General features: G+C 31.4%; 23 protein-coding genes. 21 read left to right on the top strand and 2 right to left on the bottom strand.

All coding sequences use genetic code 11. From position 1 onward, the window contains the following. Nucleotides 1-10 precede the first annotated feature (10 nt). The 4 genes from MYRA21_RS02440 (at nucleotide 11) to MYRA21_RS02425 (ending at nucleotide 2,633) form a co-directional block, all read left to right on the top strand. Nucleotides 11-373, top strand: a complete 363-nt coding sequence (locus MYRA21_RS02440; RefSeq protein WP_006260320.1) for a VOC family protein — start codon at nucleotides 11-13, stop codon at nucleotides 371-373. 115 nt (nucleotides 374-488) lie between these two features. Continuing rightward, entirely contained in the window at nucleotides 489-1,160 is a 672-nt protein-coding gene (locus tag MYRA21_RS02435) for a DUF6304 family protein (RefSeq protein WP_006260319.1), read from the top strand. Nucleotides 1,161-1,285: 125 nt separating this feature from the next. Beyond that, nucleotides 1,286-1,861: a hypothetical protein gene (locus MYRA21_RS02430; protein WP_225581638.1), complete on the top strand. Its 576-nt coding sequence runs from the start codon at nucleotides 1,286-1,288 to the stop codon at nucleotides 1,859-1,861. A 109-nt stretch (nucleotides 1,862-1,970) separates the two neighbouring features. Then, on the top strand, nucleotides 1,971-2,633 hold the full coding sequence (locus tag MYRA21_RS02425; RefSeq protein ID WP_006260317.1) for a VOC family protein: 663 nt from the start codon (nucleotides 1,971-1,973) through the stop codon (nucleotides 2,631-2,633). Nucleotides 2,634-2,649: 16 nt separating this feature from the next. Here MYRA21_RS02425 and MYRA21_RS02420 read toward each other — a convergent pair whose 3' ends face one another. Beyond that, on the bottom strand, nucleotides 2,650-2,994 hold the full coding sequence (locus MYRA21_RS02420; protein WP_006260316.1) for a helix-turn-helix domain-containing protein: 345 nt from the start codon (nucleotides 2,992-2,994) through the stop codon (nucleotides 2,650-2,652). A 91-nt stretch (nucleotides 2,995-3,085) separates the two neighbouring features. Here MYRA21_RS02420 and MYRA21_RS02415 point away from each other — a divergent pair, with 91 nt between their 5' ends. From MYRA21_RS02415 to MYRA21_RS02395, 5 genes are all read left to right on the top strand, one after another. Next, nucleotides 3,086-3,721, top strand: a complete 636-nt coding sequence (locus tag MYRA21_RS02415) for a peroxiredoxin-like family protein (protein ID WP_006260315.1) — start codon at nucleotides 3,086-3,088, stop codon at nucleotides 3,719-3,721. A 99-nt stretch (nucleotides 3,722-3,820) separates the two neighbouring features. Then, the gene (locus MYRA21_RS02410; RefSeq protein ID WP_006262015.1) at nucleotides 3,821-4,612 is read left to right on the top strand and encodes a DNA alkylation repair protein; all 792 of its coding nucleotides are present in this window, start codon (nucleotides 3,821-3,823) and stop codon (nucleotides 4,610-4,612) included. A 478-nt stretch (nucleotides 4,613-5,090) separates the two neighbouring features. Then, complete coding sequence (locus MYRA21_RS02405) at nucleotides 5,091-5,495, top strand: hypothetical protein (RefSeq protein WP_006260313.1); 405 nt, start codon at nucleotides 5,091-5,093, stop codon at nucleotides 5,493-5,495. A gap of 95 nt (nucleotides 5,496-5,590) precedes the next feature. Next, complete coding sequence (locus MYRA21_RS02400; protein WP_006260312.1) at nucleotides 5,591-6,610, top strand: DUF4421 family protein; 1,020 nt, start codon at nucleotides 5,591-5,593, stop codon at nucleotides 6,608-6,610. 118 nt (nucleotides 6,611-6,728) lie between these two features. Continuing rightward, entirely contained in the window at nucleotides 6,729-7,166 is a 438-nt protein-coding gene (locus MYRA21_RS02395; RefSeq protein ID WP_115283947.1) for a thioesterase family protein, read from the top strand. Nucleotides 7,167-7,355: 189 nt separating this feature from the next. Here the strand turns inward: MYRA21_RS02395 and MYRA21_RS02390 are convergent, their stop codons facing one another. After that, nucleotides 7,356-7,805 carry a hypothetical protein gene (locus MYRA21_RS02390; RefSeq protein WP_006262012.1) on the bottom strand — a complete coding sequence of 150 codons (450 nt, stop codon included), beginning with the start codon at nucleotides 7,803-7,805 and terminating at the stop codon, nucleotides 7,356-7,358. Between the two features lie 231 nt (nucleotides 7,806-8,036). Between MYRA21_RS02390 and MYRA21_RS02385 the strand changes: the two genes are divergently transcribed. From MYRA21_RS02385 to MYRA21_RS02335, 12 genes are all read left to right on the top strand, one after another. Further along, entirely contained in the window at nucleotides 8,037-9,068 is a 1,032-nt protein-coding gene (locus tag MYRA21_RS02385) for a cytochrome-c peroxidase (protein ID WP_006260309.1), read from the top strand. Nucleotides 9,069-9,279: 211 nt separating this feature from the next. Continuing rightward, nucleotides 9,280-10,053: a 3'-5' exonuclease gene (locus MYRA21_RS02380; protein WP_006260308.1), complete on the top strand. Its 774-nt coding sequence runs from the start codon at nucleotides 9,280-9,282 to the stop codon at nucleotides 10,051-10,053. Between the two features lie 10 nt (nucleotides 10,054-10,063). Next, a complete protein-coding gene (locus tag MYRA21_RS02375) occupies nucleotides 10,064-10,675 on the top strand; it encodes a fumarylacetoacetate hydrolase family protein (protein ID WP_006260307.1) in 612 nt (203 codons plus the stop codon). A 4-nt stretch (nucleotides 10,676-10,679) separates the two neighbouring features. Beyond that, nucleotides 10,680-11,024 carry a hypothetical protein gene (locus tag MYRA21_RS02370; protein ID WP_006260306.1) on the top strand — a complete coding sequence of 115 codons (345 nt, stop codon included), beginning with the start codon at nucleotides 10,680-10,682 and terminating at the stop codon, nucleotides 11,022-11,024. A gap of 8 nt (nucleotides 11,025-11,032) precedes the next feature. Further along, the gene (locus MYRA21_RS02365) at nucleotides 11,033-12,277 is read left to right on the top strand and encodes a CinA family nicotinamide mononucleotide deamidase-related protein (protein WP_006260305.1); all 1,245 of its coding nucleotides are present in this window, start codon (nucleotides 11,033-11,035) and stop codon (nucleotides 12,275-12,277) included. Nucleotides 12,278-12,358: 81 nt separating this feature from the next. Further along, nucleotides 12,359-12,595: a 50S ribosomal protein L28 gene (gene rpmB / locus MYRA21_RS02360; RefSeq protein ID WP_006260304.1), complete on the top strand. Its 237-nt coding sequence runs from the start codon at nucleotides 12,359-12,361 to the stop codon at nucleotides 12,593-12,595. A 26-nt stretch (nucleotides 12,596-12,621) separates the two neighbouring features. Then, on the top strand, nucleotides 12,622-12,804 hold the full coding sequence (rpmG, locus tag MYRA21_RS02355) for a 50S ribosomal protein L33 (RefSeq protein WP_006260303.1): 183 nt from the start codon (nucleotides 12,622-12,624) through the stop codon (nucleotides 12,802-12,804). 9 nt (nucleotides 12,805-12,813) lie between these two features. Then, complete coding sequence (locus MYRA21_RS18720) at nucleotides 12,814-12,966, top strand: DUF4295 domain-containing protein (RefSeq protein ID WP_006260302.1); 153 nt, start codon at nucleotides 12,814-12,816, stop codon at nucleotides 12,964-12,966. Nucleotides 12,967-13,181: 215 nt separating this feature from the next. Beyond that, nucleotides 13,182-14,135: a signal recognition particle-docking protein FtsY gene (ftsY, locus tag MYRA21_RS02350; RefSeq protein ID WP_025124486.1), complete on the top strand. Its 954-nt coding sequence runs from the start codon at nucleotides 13,182-13,184 to the stop codon at nucleotides 14,133-14,135. Between the two features lie 11 nt (nucleotides 14,136-14,146). Next, the gene (locus MYRA21_RS02345) at nucleotides 14,147-14,575 is read left to right on the top strand and encodes a hypothetical protein (RefSeq protein ID WP_006260300.1); all 429 of its coding nucleotides are present in this window, start codon (nucleotides 14,147-14,149) and stop codon (nucleotides 14,573-14,575) included. 8 nt (nucleotides 14,576-14,583) lie between these two features. After that, a complete protein-coding gene (locus MYRA21_RS02340) occupies nucleotides 14,584-14,895 on the top strand; it encodes a DUF721 domain-containing protein (protein ID WP_006260299.1) in 312 nt (103 codons plus the stop codon). A gap of 129 nt (nucleotides 14,896-15,024) precedes the next feature. Next, entirely contained in the window at nucleotides 15,025-15,459 is a 435-nt protein-coding gene (locus tag MYRA21_RS02335) for an Rrf2 family transcriptional regulator (protein WP_006260297.1), read from the top strand. Nucleotide 15,460 lies beyond the last annotated feature (1 nt).

Here is a 15,460-nt window from a genome sequence, read left to right as displayed (position 1 = left end):
TTATACCATTATGTATGTGGTAGATGTAGAGACTACTGTAAAGTTTTATGAAGAGGCATTTGGGTTTGTGCGTAAGTTCATCACTCCAGAGGCTGATTATGGAGAGTTGGTATCAGGAGATACTACGATTGCTTTTGCACAAGTAGGATTGGCAAGTAGTAATTTGAGTAAAGGGTATCAACAGGTGAATAAAGAGAAACCTTTTGGGATAGAGTTAGGCTTTGTTGTGGATGATGTACTCTCAGCTATCCAGAAGGTAGAACAAGCAGGAGGCACAGTATATGAGCCTGTAACAGTAAAGCCTTGGGGACAGACGGTAGGGTATGTTTTAGATCATAATGGTTTCTTAATAGAGTTGTGTACAGCGATGTAAAGTATCCAAAAGGGATAAAGTTATTTTGTGATTTTGCTATACATTTGCATTCTAATTCAGTTATTTAGAAAGTTTTTATTGTTGAAATACCAAATTAGATAAAAGAAGATTGAGGATGGTGTATCAAGGTGTTTATACTCATAAGAATAAGAGTATTCCTATTGAAATACATAACGATGGAGAATATCTCTCTGTAGAAATAGAAGGATTACTGTTTAAAGGGAGAGAGTTTACTGATTTATGTTATCAAGGAGATTTAGAAGAAGGAATCATTCATAGTACATGGATAACTCTTGCCTCAGATCTAGATAACTGTTTGACAGATTGTCAATTTGAATTTACTGTATCTCAGTATTTATTGTCATCAGATGGGATTACAGAGCTTGAAGAATTAATGATGTGCTTTAGTCATGGTAGCTATAAAGAATCCGATAATGCAAGTTTCCATGAAGAAGTTAGGACTGAATTGACATGGAAGGAAGAGGTTTTGGTAGGGAAGAGTGGATTTGTTGAGGTAGCGTTTGACCAATTAAAGAAACAGTTGCCTCAAGGGTATTCATTTAAGAATTGTTATGGTTGTCTATATGGGGATTATAGTATTTATGGAAATAGCTCTTTTGGAACAATGATGTGCTTTAAGCATATGAAGCAAAAGTATACTGAAGTAGGTAATAAAGAAGATTATAGTGATTTATGTGTAGATGAAAGTGATCTTATCGAATGGGTACAAGAGATAAATTGTTGTGATGAGTTTGAGGTAAGAGGGAATGGTGGAGCTTATAGATAGATGAGGTGATTGAATAGAAAATAATATTACACTAATACTGCAGAATGAAAAAGGAGTAGGAGTAAAAGGGAAGAGTTGTTTATTGTAATAGGTTAAGTTAAAGGAACAAGTTTAAGTTTTTGGTAATGATGTATCTGTTGTTGATTGTTTTGATTATAGGAGGTCTAGTTTTTTATAAAAAAAACGCAGATAAGAAACGTATACCTATCAAAGAGTATACTTTAGTTTCGGAAGAATTAATTACAGTTTCTTTAAATAATGCAGAAGTAAGACAACACCGTTATCATTATGATTCTACTAAAGATAAAATTGCTTTTTTAAATAAAGACTTTAGATACAGTCTTGCTGAACAACGTGCTGGAATTGATAATATTTGGTTTCAAAAGAAACATACTACTGAATATGACCTAAAGCAAAATAGAATAAACTATATTGAAAGTTTAGAATTAAATGAAGTACGTATACCGCTGTTGTTTGATGGTAAAGAGATGCAAGCTGTTGCTGCAATGGATATAGATCGATCTACTCTAGAGATACATTTATTTAATGAGAAAGAAGTCAAGGTATTGGCTCAGAAATACGAAACAAAATCAGGAGAAGTGAAGTATGATTGTGTTTTTGGTTTTGATTTTCTCTTAAGTGATAGCAAGTATGGAGAGATGTACTATACTACCTATATGCTTTATAGTAATATAAGGTAAGTAAGAGATTAATAGTCTTTATCTATCTAGATATAAATAAATGATGAGGAATTAATATGTAAGTATGAGTCTGTTTAAGGATATTTGTTTTTATAAAAAAGAATAGAAGATGTATATAGTAAATTTAGATATAGAGACAAACCAATTAGAAGAAACAAAAGCGTTTTATACAGAGGTATTGGATTTTGATATTATTGAAGAGTCAAAAGGTAGTTTTGCTGTACAGGCAGGAGAGACGATTCTTACATTTAAAGAAGTAAATACGCCTATCAATGTATATCACTTTGCTTTTAACATTCCTTCTAATCAGATAGAAGAAGCATTAATCTGGTCAAGAGAGCATGTTGATTTAATAGAGAATGTAGAAGGTAATTTGGTTACTCATTTTGAAGCATGGAAGGCGAAGTCTATTTATTTTACAGATAACAACGGGAATATCTTAGAGTTTATAGCAAGAGAAGATATTTTACTTTCATTGAAAGGACCTTTTGATCCTGTACAAATTACTTGTATTAGTGAGATAGGTGTAGTGGTAGAGAAACCAATAGTCGAGGCAGAGAAGTTAATTCAAGAATATAATCTAAGCTATTTTAAAAAGGCAGAGCCTACAGAGCAATTCTTAGCTTTAGGTGATGATCAAGGTTTGATTATTATGGTGACACCTGATCGCAATTGGTATCCTACTAATATCCCTGCTAAGTTTACCAACTCAGAAATGATCGTAGAGAATAATGAAATGATGATTTCTTTAAAGAGTAAAGATTTGTATTAATAAAATATAAAAGAGACTATTCGGTAGTCTCTTTTTCTTTTAATAAGGTTTCGCCCCAAGTATTTAGTTTCCATAAAACTTCTACTAATTGTTCTCCTAGTGGGGTAAGGAAATATTCTACTCTAGGAGGAAGTTCATTATAACTTACTTTGTACAAGACTCCGTCTTGTTCTAATTCTTTTAGTTGTTGGTTAAGTACACGACGGTCTACTTTCATGATTCCTTTTAGCATTTCGCTTGGTCGTTTATGACCTTGATTGATTTGCCAAACGATGGGAATTTTCCACTTTCCACTGATGGCATTCACTGCAAATTCAAGTGGACAAATTTTTTCTTCTATTGCTCGTGCTTTTGTATTCATAAAAGTGACTTTTTTATCCCTATGGGGTAAATATATGCGGTATTGTATGATAATAAAGTGATTATCATCTTTGCAAAAATAAGATTTTAATATGAAAGAAATAAAACAAGCATTAGATACAATTACTCAAGGAATGCAATCACAAGTACCAGTGGAAATTCTAAACGCTTTTGGAAATTCTATTGCAGATTTGCAAACAAAAAGTTTTGGCACAAAGTCAGAAGTAGGAATGATGTTTTCTTCTATAGAAGTGATAAATGAAAATAATCAGAAGGTTTCTATTGACAAGTTGTTTCAAGGGAAAAAGACCTTAGTGAGTTTTGTACGAGGAAATTGGTGTCCTTTTTGTAATATAGAGACGGCTCATTTAATGAGTTATTATCCAATGTTACAAGAAAAAGGAGTTGAGGTAATTGTGGTATCTCCAATGAATATAGAGCAACTTAGAGAATGGAAGAGAGAACTTCAAATGCCCTTTTCGGTTGTTCAGGATGAGGACTTAACATTAGGTGAGGCATTAGATATCAAATTTGAACTGCAGGATTTCGTACAGCCTCATTATGAAATGCTTGGAATAGATCTAAAGCATCTGAATCAAACAGAAAAAGCGGAGTTAAATATACCTGCTGTCTATTTAGTAGATGAAGAGGGAAGAATTAGCTTTAGATATATGGATGTGAATTATGGTAATCGATTAGAATTGAAAGAGGTAATTAATGTTTTGTAACATTTAGACTGTATATTTATCTTTACAGTAGAGTCCTAATATTATATAGATAAAGAATAAAGCTCGTAAGAGCTTTATTTTGTTTTAAGAATGTTCATTATGGAGAATAGAAAAGGAGCAAGGTCAATTAAAGATATTCCTGAAGATGTTTTAGCGATGTTAAATAAAGGTGAGTTGTCAAGTGTGAATTTGACAGAATGGCTAGCTATTGATCAGAGGTTGTTGGTACAGCATGTATTATCAGATTTAAAAAAAGACACTTATATAGACATAGTATTAGATGCTATAGAGAGTATAAAAAAGCCAACAGTGAATTCTATTAATCAGTGTATAGGATATACTCTGTTTTGTTTAACAAAAGAAAATGAAGATGAAGAATTGTTTGAGCTACTGAAAAAGCATAAAAGTGATTTAGTACGCTGTTGGGCGACCTATTTCATAGGTTATGATGAAACATTAAGTATCAGTGAAAAGCTAGAAGAGATTAAATACTTTGCGGCGGATGCTCATTTTGGTGTTAGAGAAATTTGTTGGATGGCGGTACGTGCTGATATCACAGATAATCTAGAGGAAAGTATACAACTACTACTTGACTGGACTAGTGATAAAAATGAATACATAAGAAGGTTTGCGACAGAGTCAACTCGACCTAGAGGAGTGTGGTGTAAACATATTGACAAACTAAAAGAGGATCCTGAAATGGGACTTCCTTTATTAGAAGCTTTGAAAGGAGATACTTCTAAGTATGTGAAGGATAGTGTCGGTAATTGGTTAAATGATGCATCTAAAACAAGGCCTGATTTTGTTATAGGAATTTGTAATCAATGGGAAAACGAAAGCACTTCTAAGGATATTTTATACATCATAAAGAAAGCAACAAGAAGCTTGTAAATAAAAAAAAATATGTGTTTTTAATAAAAAATATCTTGTTTCGCGCTTTTATGAGATTTTCACAATGTCAATGATTGACGTAATGTGAATTGTTAGTGTTGTTTTTTACTTTTTTGTTGAACTGTTTTAATAGTTTTTGTTTGGATATATTTTTAATATTGAAATTTCGTTGTTTTATTAATTTCAATATTGTTTGAAATTAAGGTTATATTTATATTATATGTTTATTTTTTGTTTTTTTGATAAAAATGAGTGTTTGACTTTTTTAAAACGTATTTGTATATATTAAAAAAATACAAATAATTTGAATTGTTTAAGATATAATTGGTTTTTATATTATTTTTTATCAAAAAAAATAGGTTATAGTGTCTCAAAGTTTCTTAAAAATGGATAGTAATTTAAAAATAATATATAATGTTGTGATAACTAATGTTTTAGTATCTTTATCAATGAAAAGAAAATTAAATTTTGTTGTTTTATGAAAGCAGAAGTACAATTCAATGACTTCACAGGAAGTATTGCGGCTGATATATCAGATATCATCGCAGCAAAAAAAGGGAATTACATCAGTAGTATTGGGGAGTACTTTGATGTAGATCAAGAAAGATTTAAAGTTGTAGGAATATCTTTGACAGGTATTAGTGACTTTAAAGCAACTCTAATCTGTGTAGATAAACAAAAAAGCACAGAAAGTAAAGAGCACATTGTAAAAATGACCTTAGAGTTGGATGAAGAAGGACAGAAAGAAATGTTGAATTTATTATTTAAACGTTTAAATCTTGTTCTATTTGATGCTGGTGAGAAGCATTATTCAACTTTAGAATGTGATGAAGAAATTGCATTTAACGAATATCATGTATATGACTACTATGATGTAAACTAAATCTTTTAGTCTATTAAAAACTTAATAAACCTCTAGTTGTAAGACTAGAGGTTTTTTTATTAATATTGTTTTGAGATAATTAATTGTCAGTTATAGTGAGGTATTTAATAGTATTAGTATTCTTTTCGTTGTCAATGTCTGTTGTTGCACAGGTTGATTCTACTTATGTAAGAGATCATATAAAGTCTTATGGTGTTAAGTTTGCTTTTGGTAAGGATGTATTAGCGTTAGACTATACTTTAGAAGATAAAAAAAGCACACAGACTTTTGAGTCTAATAAACCTGTGAGTATAGGGGTAGGTTTTTTATGGGGTAGTTCTTCTTTTAGTTTTAGTCATGGTTTTTCTTTTATGAGAGAAAAAGAAAAAGGGAAAACAAAAGCAACAGATTTTCAATATCATCATTATGGAGATAAATTTCTGATTGATTTATATTACAAACGAAATAAAGGATTTTATCGTTATACAGGAGATCATAAAGATGATACCCCAACAGAGGATGATATATTTCCAGATTTTAAAATTCATATGTATGGAGCCTTGTTTCAATACGTATGGAATAATGAAAAGTATTCTTTAGGTGCTGCTTACGACTTTAATAAAGTACAAGTAAAATCTGCAGGTTCTTTATTATTAGGAGGAGGGGTGTTTTATTCATCACTACGGAATATTCCGGTTTTTTCTGAAGAGTTGCAAGATTATGATAAACGTACATATCATTTTGGTCCTAATATAGGGTATGGGTATAACTGGGTACCGTATAAAAAAGTATTGGTAGCAGGCGCATTTACATTTGGTGTGAATGGAGCAATAGAAGAAAACTTATTAACGAATAAAAGAATTTTTACAGTTAATCCTTCTGTAGTAGGGCGTTTTTCTCTTGGTTATATTGGGGAAGAATGGATAATTAGTGCATCTGCTATAGCGAATGGTTTATTTCTAAATATGAAAAAGGATTATCAAACAGGACTATTGACAAGTACATTTAATCTTACTGTTATCAAACGATTTGATTTAAAGAGAGAAATCAGCTTTCTAAAAAAGGATTACAATTGGAAAGAAGCCATATTTGGAAGTAAAAGTAATGATGTGAACAATACCATAAATGAAGAATAACATCAATACACTTCTGAAATAAAAACTTTTTGCTTAGAGTTTAGATATTATGAAGAAAGTAGAGTTGTGGTTTAATATGTTTTTTATATCTTGAATCTCTAACTTTAGATGAGTAAATATGGAATTTAATAGTAATGATTTTAGGTTTTACCACCCATTAGAAATAAGATGGAGTGATATGGACGCCTTAGGACATGTTAATAATGTAATCTATATAGACTACTTCCAAATCGGTAGAGGGTATTATATGAATCAGGCAAGTAAAACGTGGGACTGGTTTAAGCACATGTTTGTTATCGCTAATATTTCTTGTAATTATATTAAAGAGATTAAGTTAGATGTAAGACACCCGAGAATTGGTGTAAGAATATCAAAAATGGGAGTTAAGAGTTTTGAGATTGAATACGCTATTGTTAGTGAAGGGGAGAATAGAGATCTAATCTTGCATGCGATAGGTACGAGTACACAGGTGATGATCGATATTAAAGAGAAAAAAACAATAGAGATTCCGACTTGGCTAAGAGAGGAAGTTTCTGTTTATGAACCAAGTTTATAAATATTTAGAAAAGATAATATAGGAGCTATTTTTAATAGTATTTGATAACGGTAGTTTTTAAAATAGGTGGTAATAAACAGAGAGGAACTATCCATTGAATAGTTCCTCTCTGTTTATTAGATATTATAATAGTCTAGCTTATTTTACACTTAGTAGAAAACCTTTTGATTCCTTGAAGGCTATATAATATTAATAACGTTCATTTTTCCATAAAGCAATATCTGCTAATATACGTTGAGTATCGGCATTTACTTCTTTTAAATGATTAGAAGTATATAATGTATATCGGGCTTTGTCTAACTGTAACCTTACTTCATAATCACTAATAATTTTTACAGTAATTTGTTTAGTCTTATCTGTGAATTCCTGAAATCTAGTGTTTTCTTTATTTTCTCTTAGTGTTAAATATACAGGCTCTGTCTTTTCATTTAGTTTAGCATCTTGTTGATATACTAAAGTAGCTTCACCGTTCTCATAGGTGAAAAAGTAATTTTTAAACATAAAGGTTTTAGCGGAATAGACTACTGTTTTTTCATTCTTTAGTTTATAGGGTGAAGATACTATTGTTTCTGTGGTGTGACAACTTGTACAAATTATCGCTAAAGAGAAAGAGATAAGAAGAGAATAAATTGTTTTCATAGTATTTTATCGTTGTTGGTTATAGCCAAAATAGAGTAAATATTTAATAAAACAAAATAAATATTATGTGATGTTTGTTTTTCGATAGTTATTTTTAAGTTTATGGTTGATTTAAGGGTTTAAAGTTGAATAAATAGTAAAACCAGAAGTAGTGGTGTAAGGTGATATATGTCATTCTTCTTCTTCTTTATACTAAGTAACTTGATATCATAAATCAAAGTAGTATTAAATATGAAAAAGCATCTAGTTTTATTGACTGTATTATTGGCATTTGTCAGTTGTAAAAAGGAACAAACAAGTAGTTCAGATCATAAAGAAGAAAACAAATCAGAATTATTAACTAAAGCCTCAACTTATTTTCAACCTATTTCTTCTGTAGAGAATACAAATTTAGATCCAGAGAAAGTAGCCTTAGGAAAATATTTGTATTTTGATACGAATCTTTCTAAAGATGGAAATATCAGCTGTAATTCATGCCATAACTTAAATACCTATGGGGTAGATAATTTAGCCTTTTCTCCTGGAGATGATGGGTCTTTAGGGGGGCGTAATTCACCTACTGTTTTTCATGCAGCTTTGCATAATATGCAATTTTGGGATGGAAGAGCAAAAGATGTTGAAGAGCAGGCTGGAGGGCCTATTCTAAATCCAGTAGAGCACAATATTAAAAATGAAAAAGAATTAGAAGATAGGTTGCGTAAAATCGATATGTATAAGGAGAAGTTTGCAGCTGTGTATAAATCGGATAAAGAACCTATCACATTTAAAAATATTACTAATGCCATTGGTGCATTTGAACGTACATTAATGCCAGAGAGTAGATTTGATAAGTTCTTAGATGGAGATGTAGCTGCATTAACAGCACAAGAGCAAAAAGGATTAGAAACATTTATTTCTGTGGGATGTATTACTTGTCATAATGGAGTAGCGTTAGGAGGGCAGATGTTCCAAAAATTCGGAGTGTACGGTGATTATTGGCAAGAAACTAAATCAGCTAAGATAGATAATGGGCTAGCTGATTTAAGTAAAAAAGATACAGAGAAATATTTATTTAAAGTACCTGGATTGAGAAATATAGAGCATACAGGACCTTATTTTCACGATGGTTCTGTGAAGGATTTGAAAGAGGCTGTGCGTATTATGGCTAGTTTACAAACTAATGTAAAATTAAGTCAAGAGCAAATAGATGATATTACAGTGTTCTTAGGAAGTTTGTCTAGTGATATAGATGATGAGGTGAAGAAATCACCTTTTGAGTCATAGATTTGGTTAGATATGTTATTTTAAATGTTTTATTTAAAGGCTATTCTGTTTAAGAATAGCCTTTATTATTTGTGATAATTGTTATATATTCATGAAGATAATAAAAAGTAAATATGTCGATATTAGTTATTAATGTTAAAAAAGTTAGTATTGGTTTTTAATATGCTAAAGTTTACATTTATTATATTTGTAATTAAATAAAAATAGAATAATGGAGTTGAAATTACATAGACCAATTTGTTTCTTTGATTTAGAGACAACAGGTATAGACGTAGCAAGAGACAGAGTTGTAGAAATATCGATATTAAAAGTGTTTCCAAATGGAAATAAAGAAAGCAAGACTTGGTTAGTAAATCCAGAAAGAGCTATACCTGCGCAGTCTACAGCTATACATGGTATTACTGATGAGAAGGTAGCGAATGAGCCAACGTTTAAAGAATTAGCTCCGCTAGTGTACAATATGATTAAAGATTCTGACTTAGCTGGGTTTAATTCAGATCGTTTTGATATCCCACTATTAGCAGAAGAATTATTGAGAGCAGGAGTGGATTTTGAAATGGGAAATAGAGTGTCAGTAGATATCCAGACAATCTTCCATAAAAAGGAAGAGCGTACATTAAGTGCTGCTTATCGTTTTTATTGTAATGAGAATTTAGATAATGCACACTCAGCAACGGCAGATACAAATGCGACTTATGAGATATTAAAAGCACAATTAGATAGATATGAGGACTTAGAGAATGATATGAAGTCGTTGTCTGAGTTTACTACTCGTAAGAAAAGTGTTGACTTCGCTGGGTTTATTGCATTAAATGAAGAAGGTAAAGAAATATTTACTTTTGGAAAGCACAAAGGAGCATTAGTAGACGATGTTTTGGAGAATGAGCCTGGGTACTATGGTTGGATTCAGAATGCAGATTTTCCATTGTATACTAAGAAAGTATTGACTGGTCTGAAATTGAGAAAATTAAATAATAAGTTGTAATTACATCTTTATGAAGATAGTTTGTATAGGAAGAAATTATGTAGAGCATATTGAAGAGCTAAACAATGAAAGACCTTCAGAGCCTGTATTATTTATTAAACCTGATTCTGCTTTATTAGGTAGAGAGTGTCCATTTGCTATTCCTGAGTTTTCTGATGATATTCATTATGAAGTAGAAGTAGTGGTGAAAATTACTAAAGTAGGTAAGCATATTGAACCTAAGTTTGCTCATAAATATTATGATGAGGTTACTGTAGGAATTGATTTTACTGCTAGAGATATGCAGAGTAAATTAAAAGAAAAAGGATTGCCTTGGGAGAAGGCAAAAGCTTTTGATGGATCTGCTATGTTAGGAGAGTTTATTGATAAGCAAGAATTAGAAAACCTTTATGATACTACATTCTCATTAATACAAAACGGCAATACAGTTCAGGAGGCTAGTACTGCACAGATGATTTGGAACATAGATGAGACTATAGCAGAAGTGTCTAAATATTTTACTCTGAAGAAAGGAGATTTAATCTTCACAGGTACTCCAAAAGGAGTAGGGAAAGTAAATGAAGGAGATGTGCTAGAAGGAACTCTAGCAGGTAAAAAGTTATTCCGTTTAAATGTAAAATAAGCGTATGGCACTTCATTATGATTTAGGACCTATATTACAGACTTATAACGATGACCAAGCGTTAGTGAAAGCTGGCTTAATCGTTTTTGTTGAAGAATCTAAAGATTTGGTCAAAAAAATAAAGCTTGGAATCAATGATAAGAACTATGGCAATGTAGCAGAAAGTATGAATATATTGATGCCTTCATTAGAGTTTTTAGGAATGGAACAGGCTATCGAAGAGGCTTCTCTAATAGAAGAATGGACTAAAGAAAAAGGAAAGACTAAAGCTGTAAAGGAGACTTTTAAAATCTTTAAAGAGAGAGTAAAGAAAGCTCGTAAAGAGATACAGAAAGACTTTAGCTTATAGAAAATAGTATGAAAGCAAGTATAATCACTATAGGAGATGAGATTCTCATCGGTCAGATTGTAGATACTAATTCTGTGTATTTAGCAAAGGAACTTGATTTGTTAGGATTCGAAGTATCAGAAATTATAACTATTTCTGATAAAAAAGAATCAATAGAGAAGGCTATGTCTTCTCAAATGGGACAGGTGGATTTAGTTATAATGACAGGAGGATTAGGACCGACTAAGGATGATGTGACTAAAAAAGTGTTTTGTGACTTTTTTGAGGATCATCTAGTCATAGATGAGCAAGTTTTAGCTCATGTGACGACACTTATAGAGAATTACTTTAAAAGGCCTATTTCAGAGGTTAATAAACAGCAAGCTTTAGTGCCTTCTACTTCTACTGTTTTATTTAATACTGTAGGGACTGCTCCAGGTATGTTAATGCAAAAAAACAACACTACTTTTGTTTCTTTTCCAGGAGTTCCTCTTGAAATGAAAACAATATTTAGTGAGCAATTAGTTCCTTATATTAAAGATCACTTTAAGGGGGTATTTAATATCCATAAAACGATAATTACTTATGGTATTGGAGAAAGTTTGTTAGCAGAATATCTTGAAGATTGGGAGAATAATTTACCGTCAGATATAAAATTAGCTTATTTACCAAGCCCTGGTAAAGTAAGATTACGTCTGTCAAGTAGAGGTTCTAATCAAGATTTCTTGTCTCAAAGCATTGAGATGCAAATTGATAGAATGCCTGAGTCTGTGAAAGCATATATTCGAGCTTATGAGGATATTGACTTTCCTGAAATTATTATAAAAGAGTTGCAAATTAGAAATAAAACTATTTCTTTTGCAGAAAGTTGTACAGGTGGACGGTTAGCTGTTATGTTTAATGCTAAACCAGGCTCTTCTGCTTACTTTAAAGGAGGAATGGTATGTTATGCAACCGAGAGTAAAGTAAATATACTAGGAGTTAATCAAGATACAATAAATAAATATACAGTAGTTAGTGAAGAAGTAGCTATGGAAATGGCTGAGCAAGCACGATTAAAATTTAATAGTGACTATGCAATTGCTACTACTGGAAATGCTGGACCATCTAAGGGAGATTCTGATGTCGAGGTAGGAACTGTATGTATAGGAATCGCAACGCCTATAGGAGTGTTTACAAAAAAATATGAATTAGGCCAACCAAGAGAAAAGGTTATAAACAGTGCTATAGCAAAGGGTTTAGAATTGATATATAATGAAATATTAAAAAAATAACCTAAAAGAATTTGTAAGATAATTTTCTTTTTCGTTACTTTGCACCCTGATTTTGAATATTGAAATAAAAGATAAGAAATAATGTCAAGAGTTTGTGAAATTACTGGTAAAAGAGCAATGGTTGGAAACAACGTTTCTCACGCGATGAATAAAACTAAGAGAAAGTTTTCTGTGAACTTAGTTAAAAAACGTTTCTACATTGCTGAAGAAGACAGATGGGTAACATTGAAATTATCAACGTCTGCATTAAAAACAATTAACAAAAAAGGTATTACTGCTGTATTGAAAGATGCAAAAGCAAAAGGATTAGTAAAATAATTCATACCATTAAAAAATAGAATACGATGGCAAAGAAAGGGAACAGAATTCAAGTAATCTTAGAATGTACTGAACACAAAGCATCTGGTTTACCAGGAACTTCAAGATACATCACGACTAAGAATAAGAAAAACACACCTGATAGATTAGAGATTAAGAAATTTAATCCTATCATGAAGAAAGTAACAGTTCACAAAGAAATTAAATAATTATTAGTCATGGCAAAGAAAACCGTAGCGACTTTAAGAACATCTTCTAAAAAGTTGACGAAAGCAATTAAAATGGTTAAATCTCCTAAAACTGGAGCTTACACATTCGTTGAAGCTGTTATGGCTCCTGACTTTGTGGATGATTTCTTAAACAAGAAGTAATTTTACCATTATAAAGATCTTGAAAAGCTGTCTATTATAGGCAGCTTTTTTTGTGTATATATTTATGATACCAAGTTTTATTTGAAAGCACCTTTTATGGATGCTTTTTTCATTTATAATAAAAAGAACAAAAGTTGTTTATTTTTTTATCCTGTGATTTGGGTAAATTGATTCACTTTTTATTCTTTATATTTGCAGTAGTTAATAAAAGTAATATGAGTTTTTTTAAGAAGTTATTTTCTTCGGAAAAGAAGGAAACTTTAGATAAAGGTTTAGAAAAGTCTAAATCTTCTTTTTTCTCAAAACTGACTAAAGCAGTTGCTGGTAAGTCAAAAGTAGATGATGATGTACTTGATAATCTAGAAGAAATACTTGTGTCATCTGATGTAGGTGTTAATACTACATTGAAAATTATTGAGCGTATTGAAGAGCGTGTTTCGAGAGATAAATATGTTGGAACAGATGAGTTAAATCAGATTCTTAGAGATGAGATAGCAGGGTTGTTATCAGAGACTCAATCTGGTGAAGCAACAGAGTTTGAAATTCCAAAAGATAAAAAGCCTTATGTATTGATGGTAGTAGGAGTAAATGGTGCTGGAAAGACAACAACGATAGGAAAGTTAGCTTATCAATTTAAGAAAGCAGGATTGAATGTTGTATTAGGTGCTGCAGATACATTTAGAGCAGCTGCTATTGATCAATTACAAGTGTGGGCAGATAGAGTAGGTGTGCCAATTGTAAGACAACAAATGGGAAGTGATCCAGCTTCTGTTGCTTTTGATACTTTGCAGTCTGCAGTAACTCAGAACGCTGATGTTGTAATTATAGATACAGCCGGTCGTTTACATAATAAAGTAAACTTAATGAATGAGCTTACTAAAGTTAAACGTGTTATGCAGAAAGTTATTCCAGATGCTCCTCATGATGTGATGTTGGTATTAGATGGTTCTACAGGACAAAATGCCTTTGAACAAGCTAAGCAATTCACAGCAGCAACAGAAGTAAACTGTTTGGCTGTAACTAAATTAGATGGAACTGCTAAAGGTGGTGTAGTTATTGGTATATCTGATCAATTCCAAATACCTGTTAAGTATATAGGTGTAGGAGAAGGAATCGAAGATTTGCAAGTGTTTAATAAATTTGAATTTGTTGATTCATTTTTTAAATAGAAGTAATAGTTATGAGTAGATTATATAAAGTGTTTTTCATAGGTATACTTTTTTTAGTAGCAAGCTGTGGGAAAGAATTTACACCTGAGGACTTAAAGGTAATTAATGGTTATTGGGAAATAGAGAAAGCAAAATTGCCAGATGGTGAGGTGAAAGATTATACCATTAATTCTTCTATTGATTTCTTTGAGATAAATGATAAAGGAGTTGGTTTTCGTCAGAAAGTAATGCCACAGGTGAATGGTGAGTATTTAACGAATGAGGTGCAAGAAAACCTAACTATAGTTAATGAGGCAGGTAAGACTTGGTTAATGTATAAGACTGAGTTTGCTGAATGGAAGGAAGAGTTAGTAGAATTGGATGAGGATGAGTTTGTTGTAAAAAACGAAAATGATATTATCTACTATTATAAAAAGGCGGTACCTTTTACTTTAAAATAATTTAGGCATTGAAGAAGTATGATGTAAATAAACGATTACGAGAAGAGAGTAGTATTCAGGATCTTTTAAAAATATTTATAAAAGAGAATAACCTTGATAAGGGAATTGATAATCTTGATGTTCGTGCTGCTTGGAAGAATCTATTAGGACCAGGAATAGCTAATTATACATTAGATATACTCTTAAAACGTGATGTACTTTATGTAGCTTTATCTTCTCCTATCGTACGTGAGGAATTAACTTATGGAAAGAGTAAGATAATTAGAATGATAAATGAAGAATTAGGGAGAGAGGTAATAAAAGAAATAATTTTTAGATAAGTTATAATTATCTATATGAAGCAATATTAGTTCAATAGACTGATATTGCTTTTTTATTTTATATATAAAGGACTTTATTGTCTTTTATATGTAGAATTGTTTTATATTTGTACTATTAAAATAAATGATATGTTTTCTAAAGCTTGTGAATACGCTATTCGTTCAGTTGTTTTTATCTCAGTATCTTCACTGAAAGGGGAGCGTGTAGGCTTTAAAGAAATAGCAAAAGAGATAGATGCTCCAGAAGCTTTTACAGCTAAGATACTTCAAAAGCTATCTAAGAGTGGAGTGATTGAATCAGTTAAGGGAGTAGGAGGAGGATTTGAAATTCCGATAGCAAACTTAGACAATATTAAGCTATGTGAGGTGGTGAATGTGATCGATGGTGATTCTATCTACAAGGGATGTGGATTAGGGTTAGCTCAGTGTTCTGAGACGCACCCATGTCCTGTTCACTTTAAATTTAAAGCAATCCGAGAAGGGTTGAGAAATATGTTAGAAACTACTACTTTGCGAGAGTTAGCCAATGGTACCAAGTCTGGTGATACTTTCTTGAAGTTGTAAT

This window comes from Myroides sp. A21 (assembly GCF_000807225.1).
GTDB classification, from domain to species: Bacteria; Bacteroidota; Bacteroidia; order Flavobacteriales; family Flavobacteriaceae; genus Flavobacterium; species Flavobacterium odoratimimum.
The sequence above is the reverse complement of the archived record's forward strand: the minus strand, read 5'-3'. Positions and strand labels throughout refer to the sequence as shown.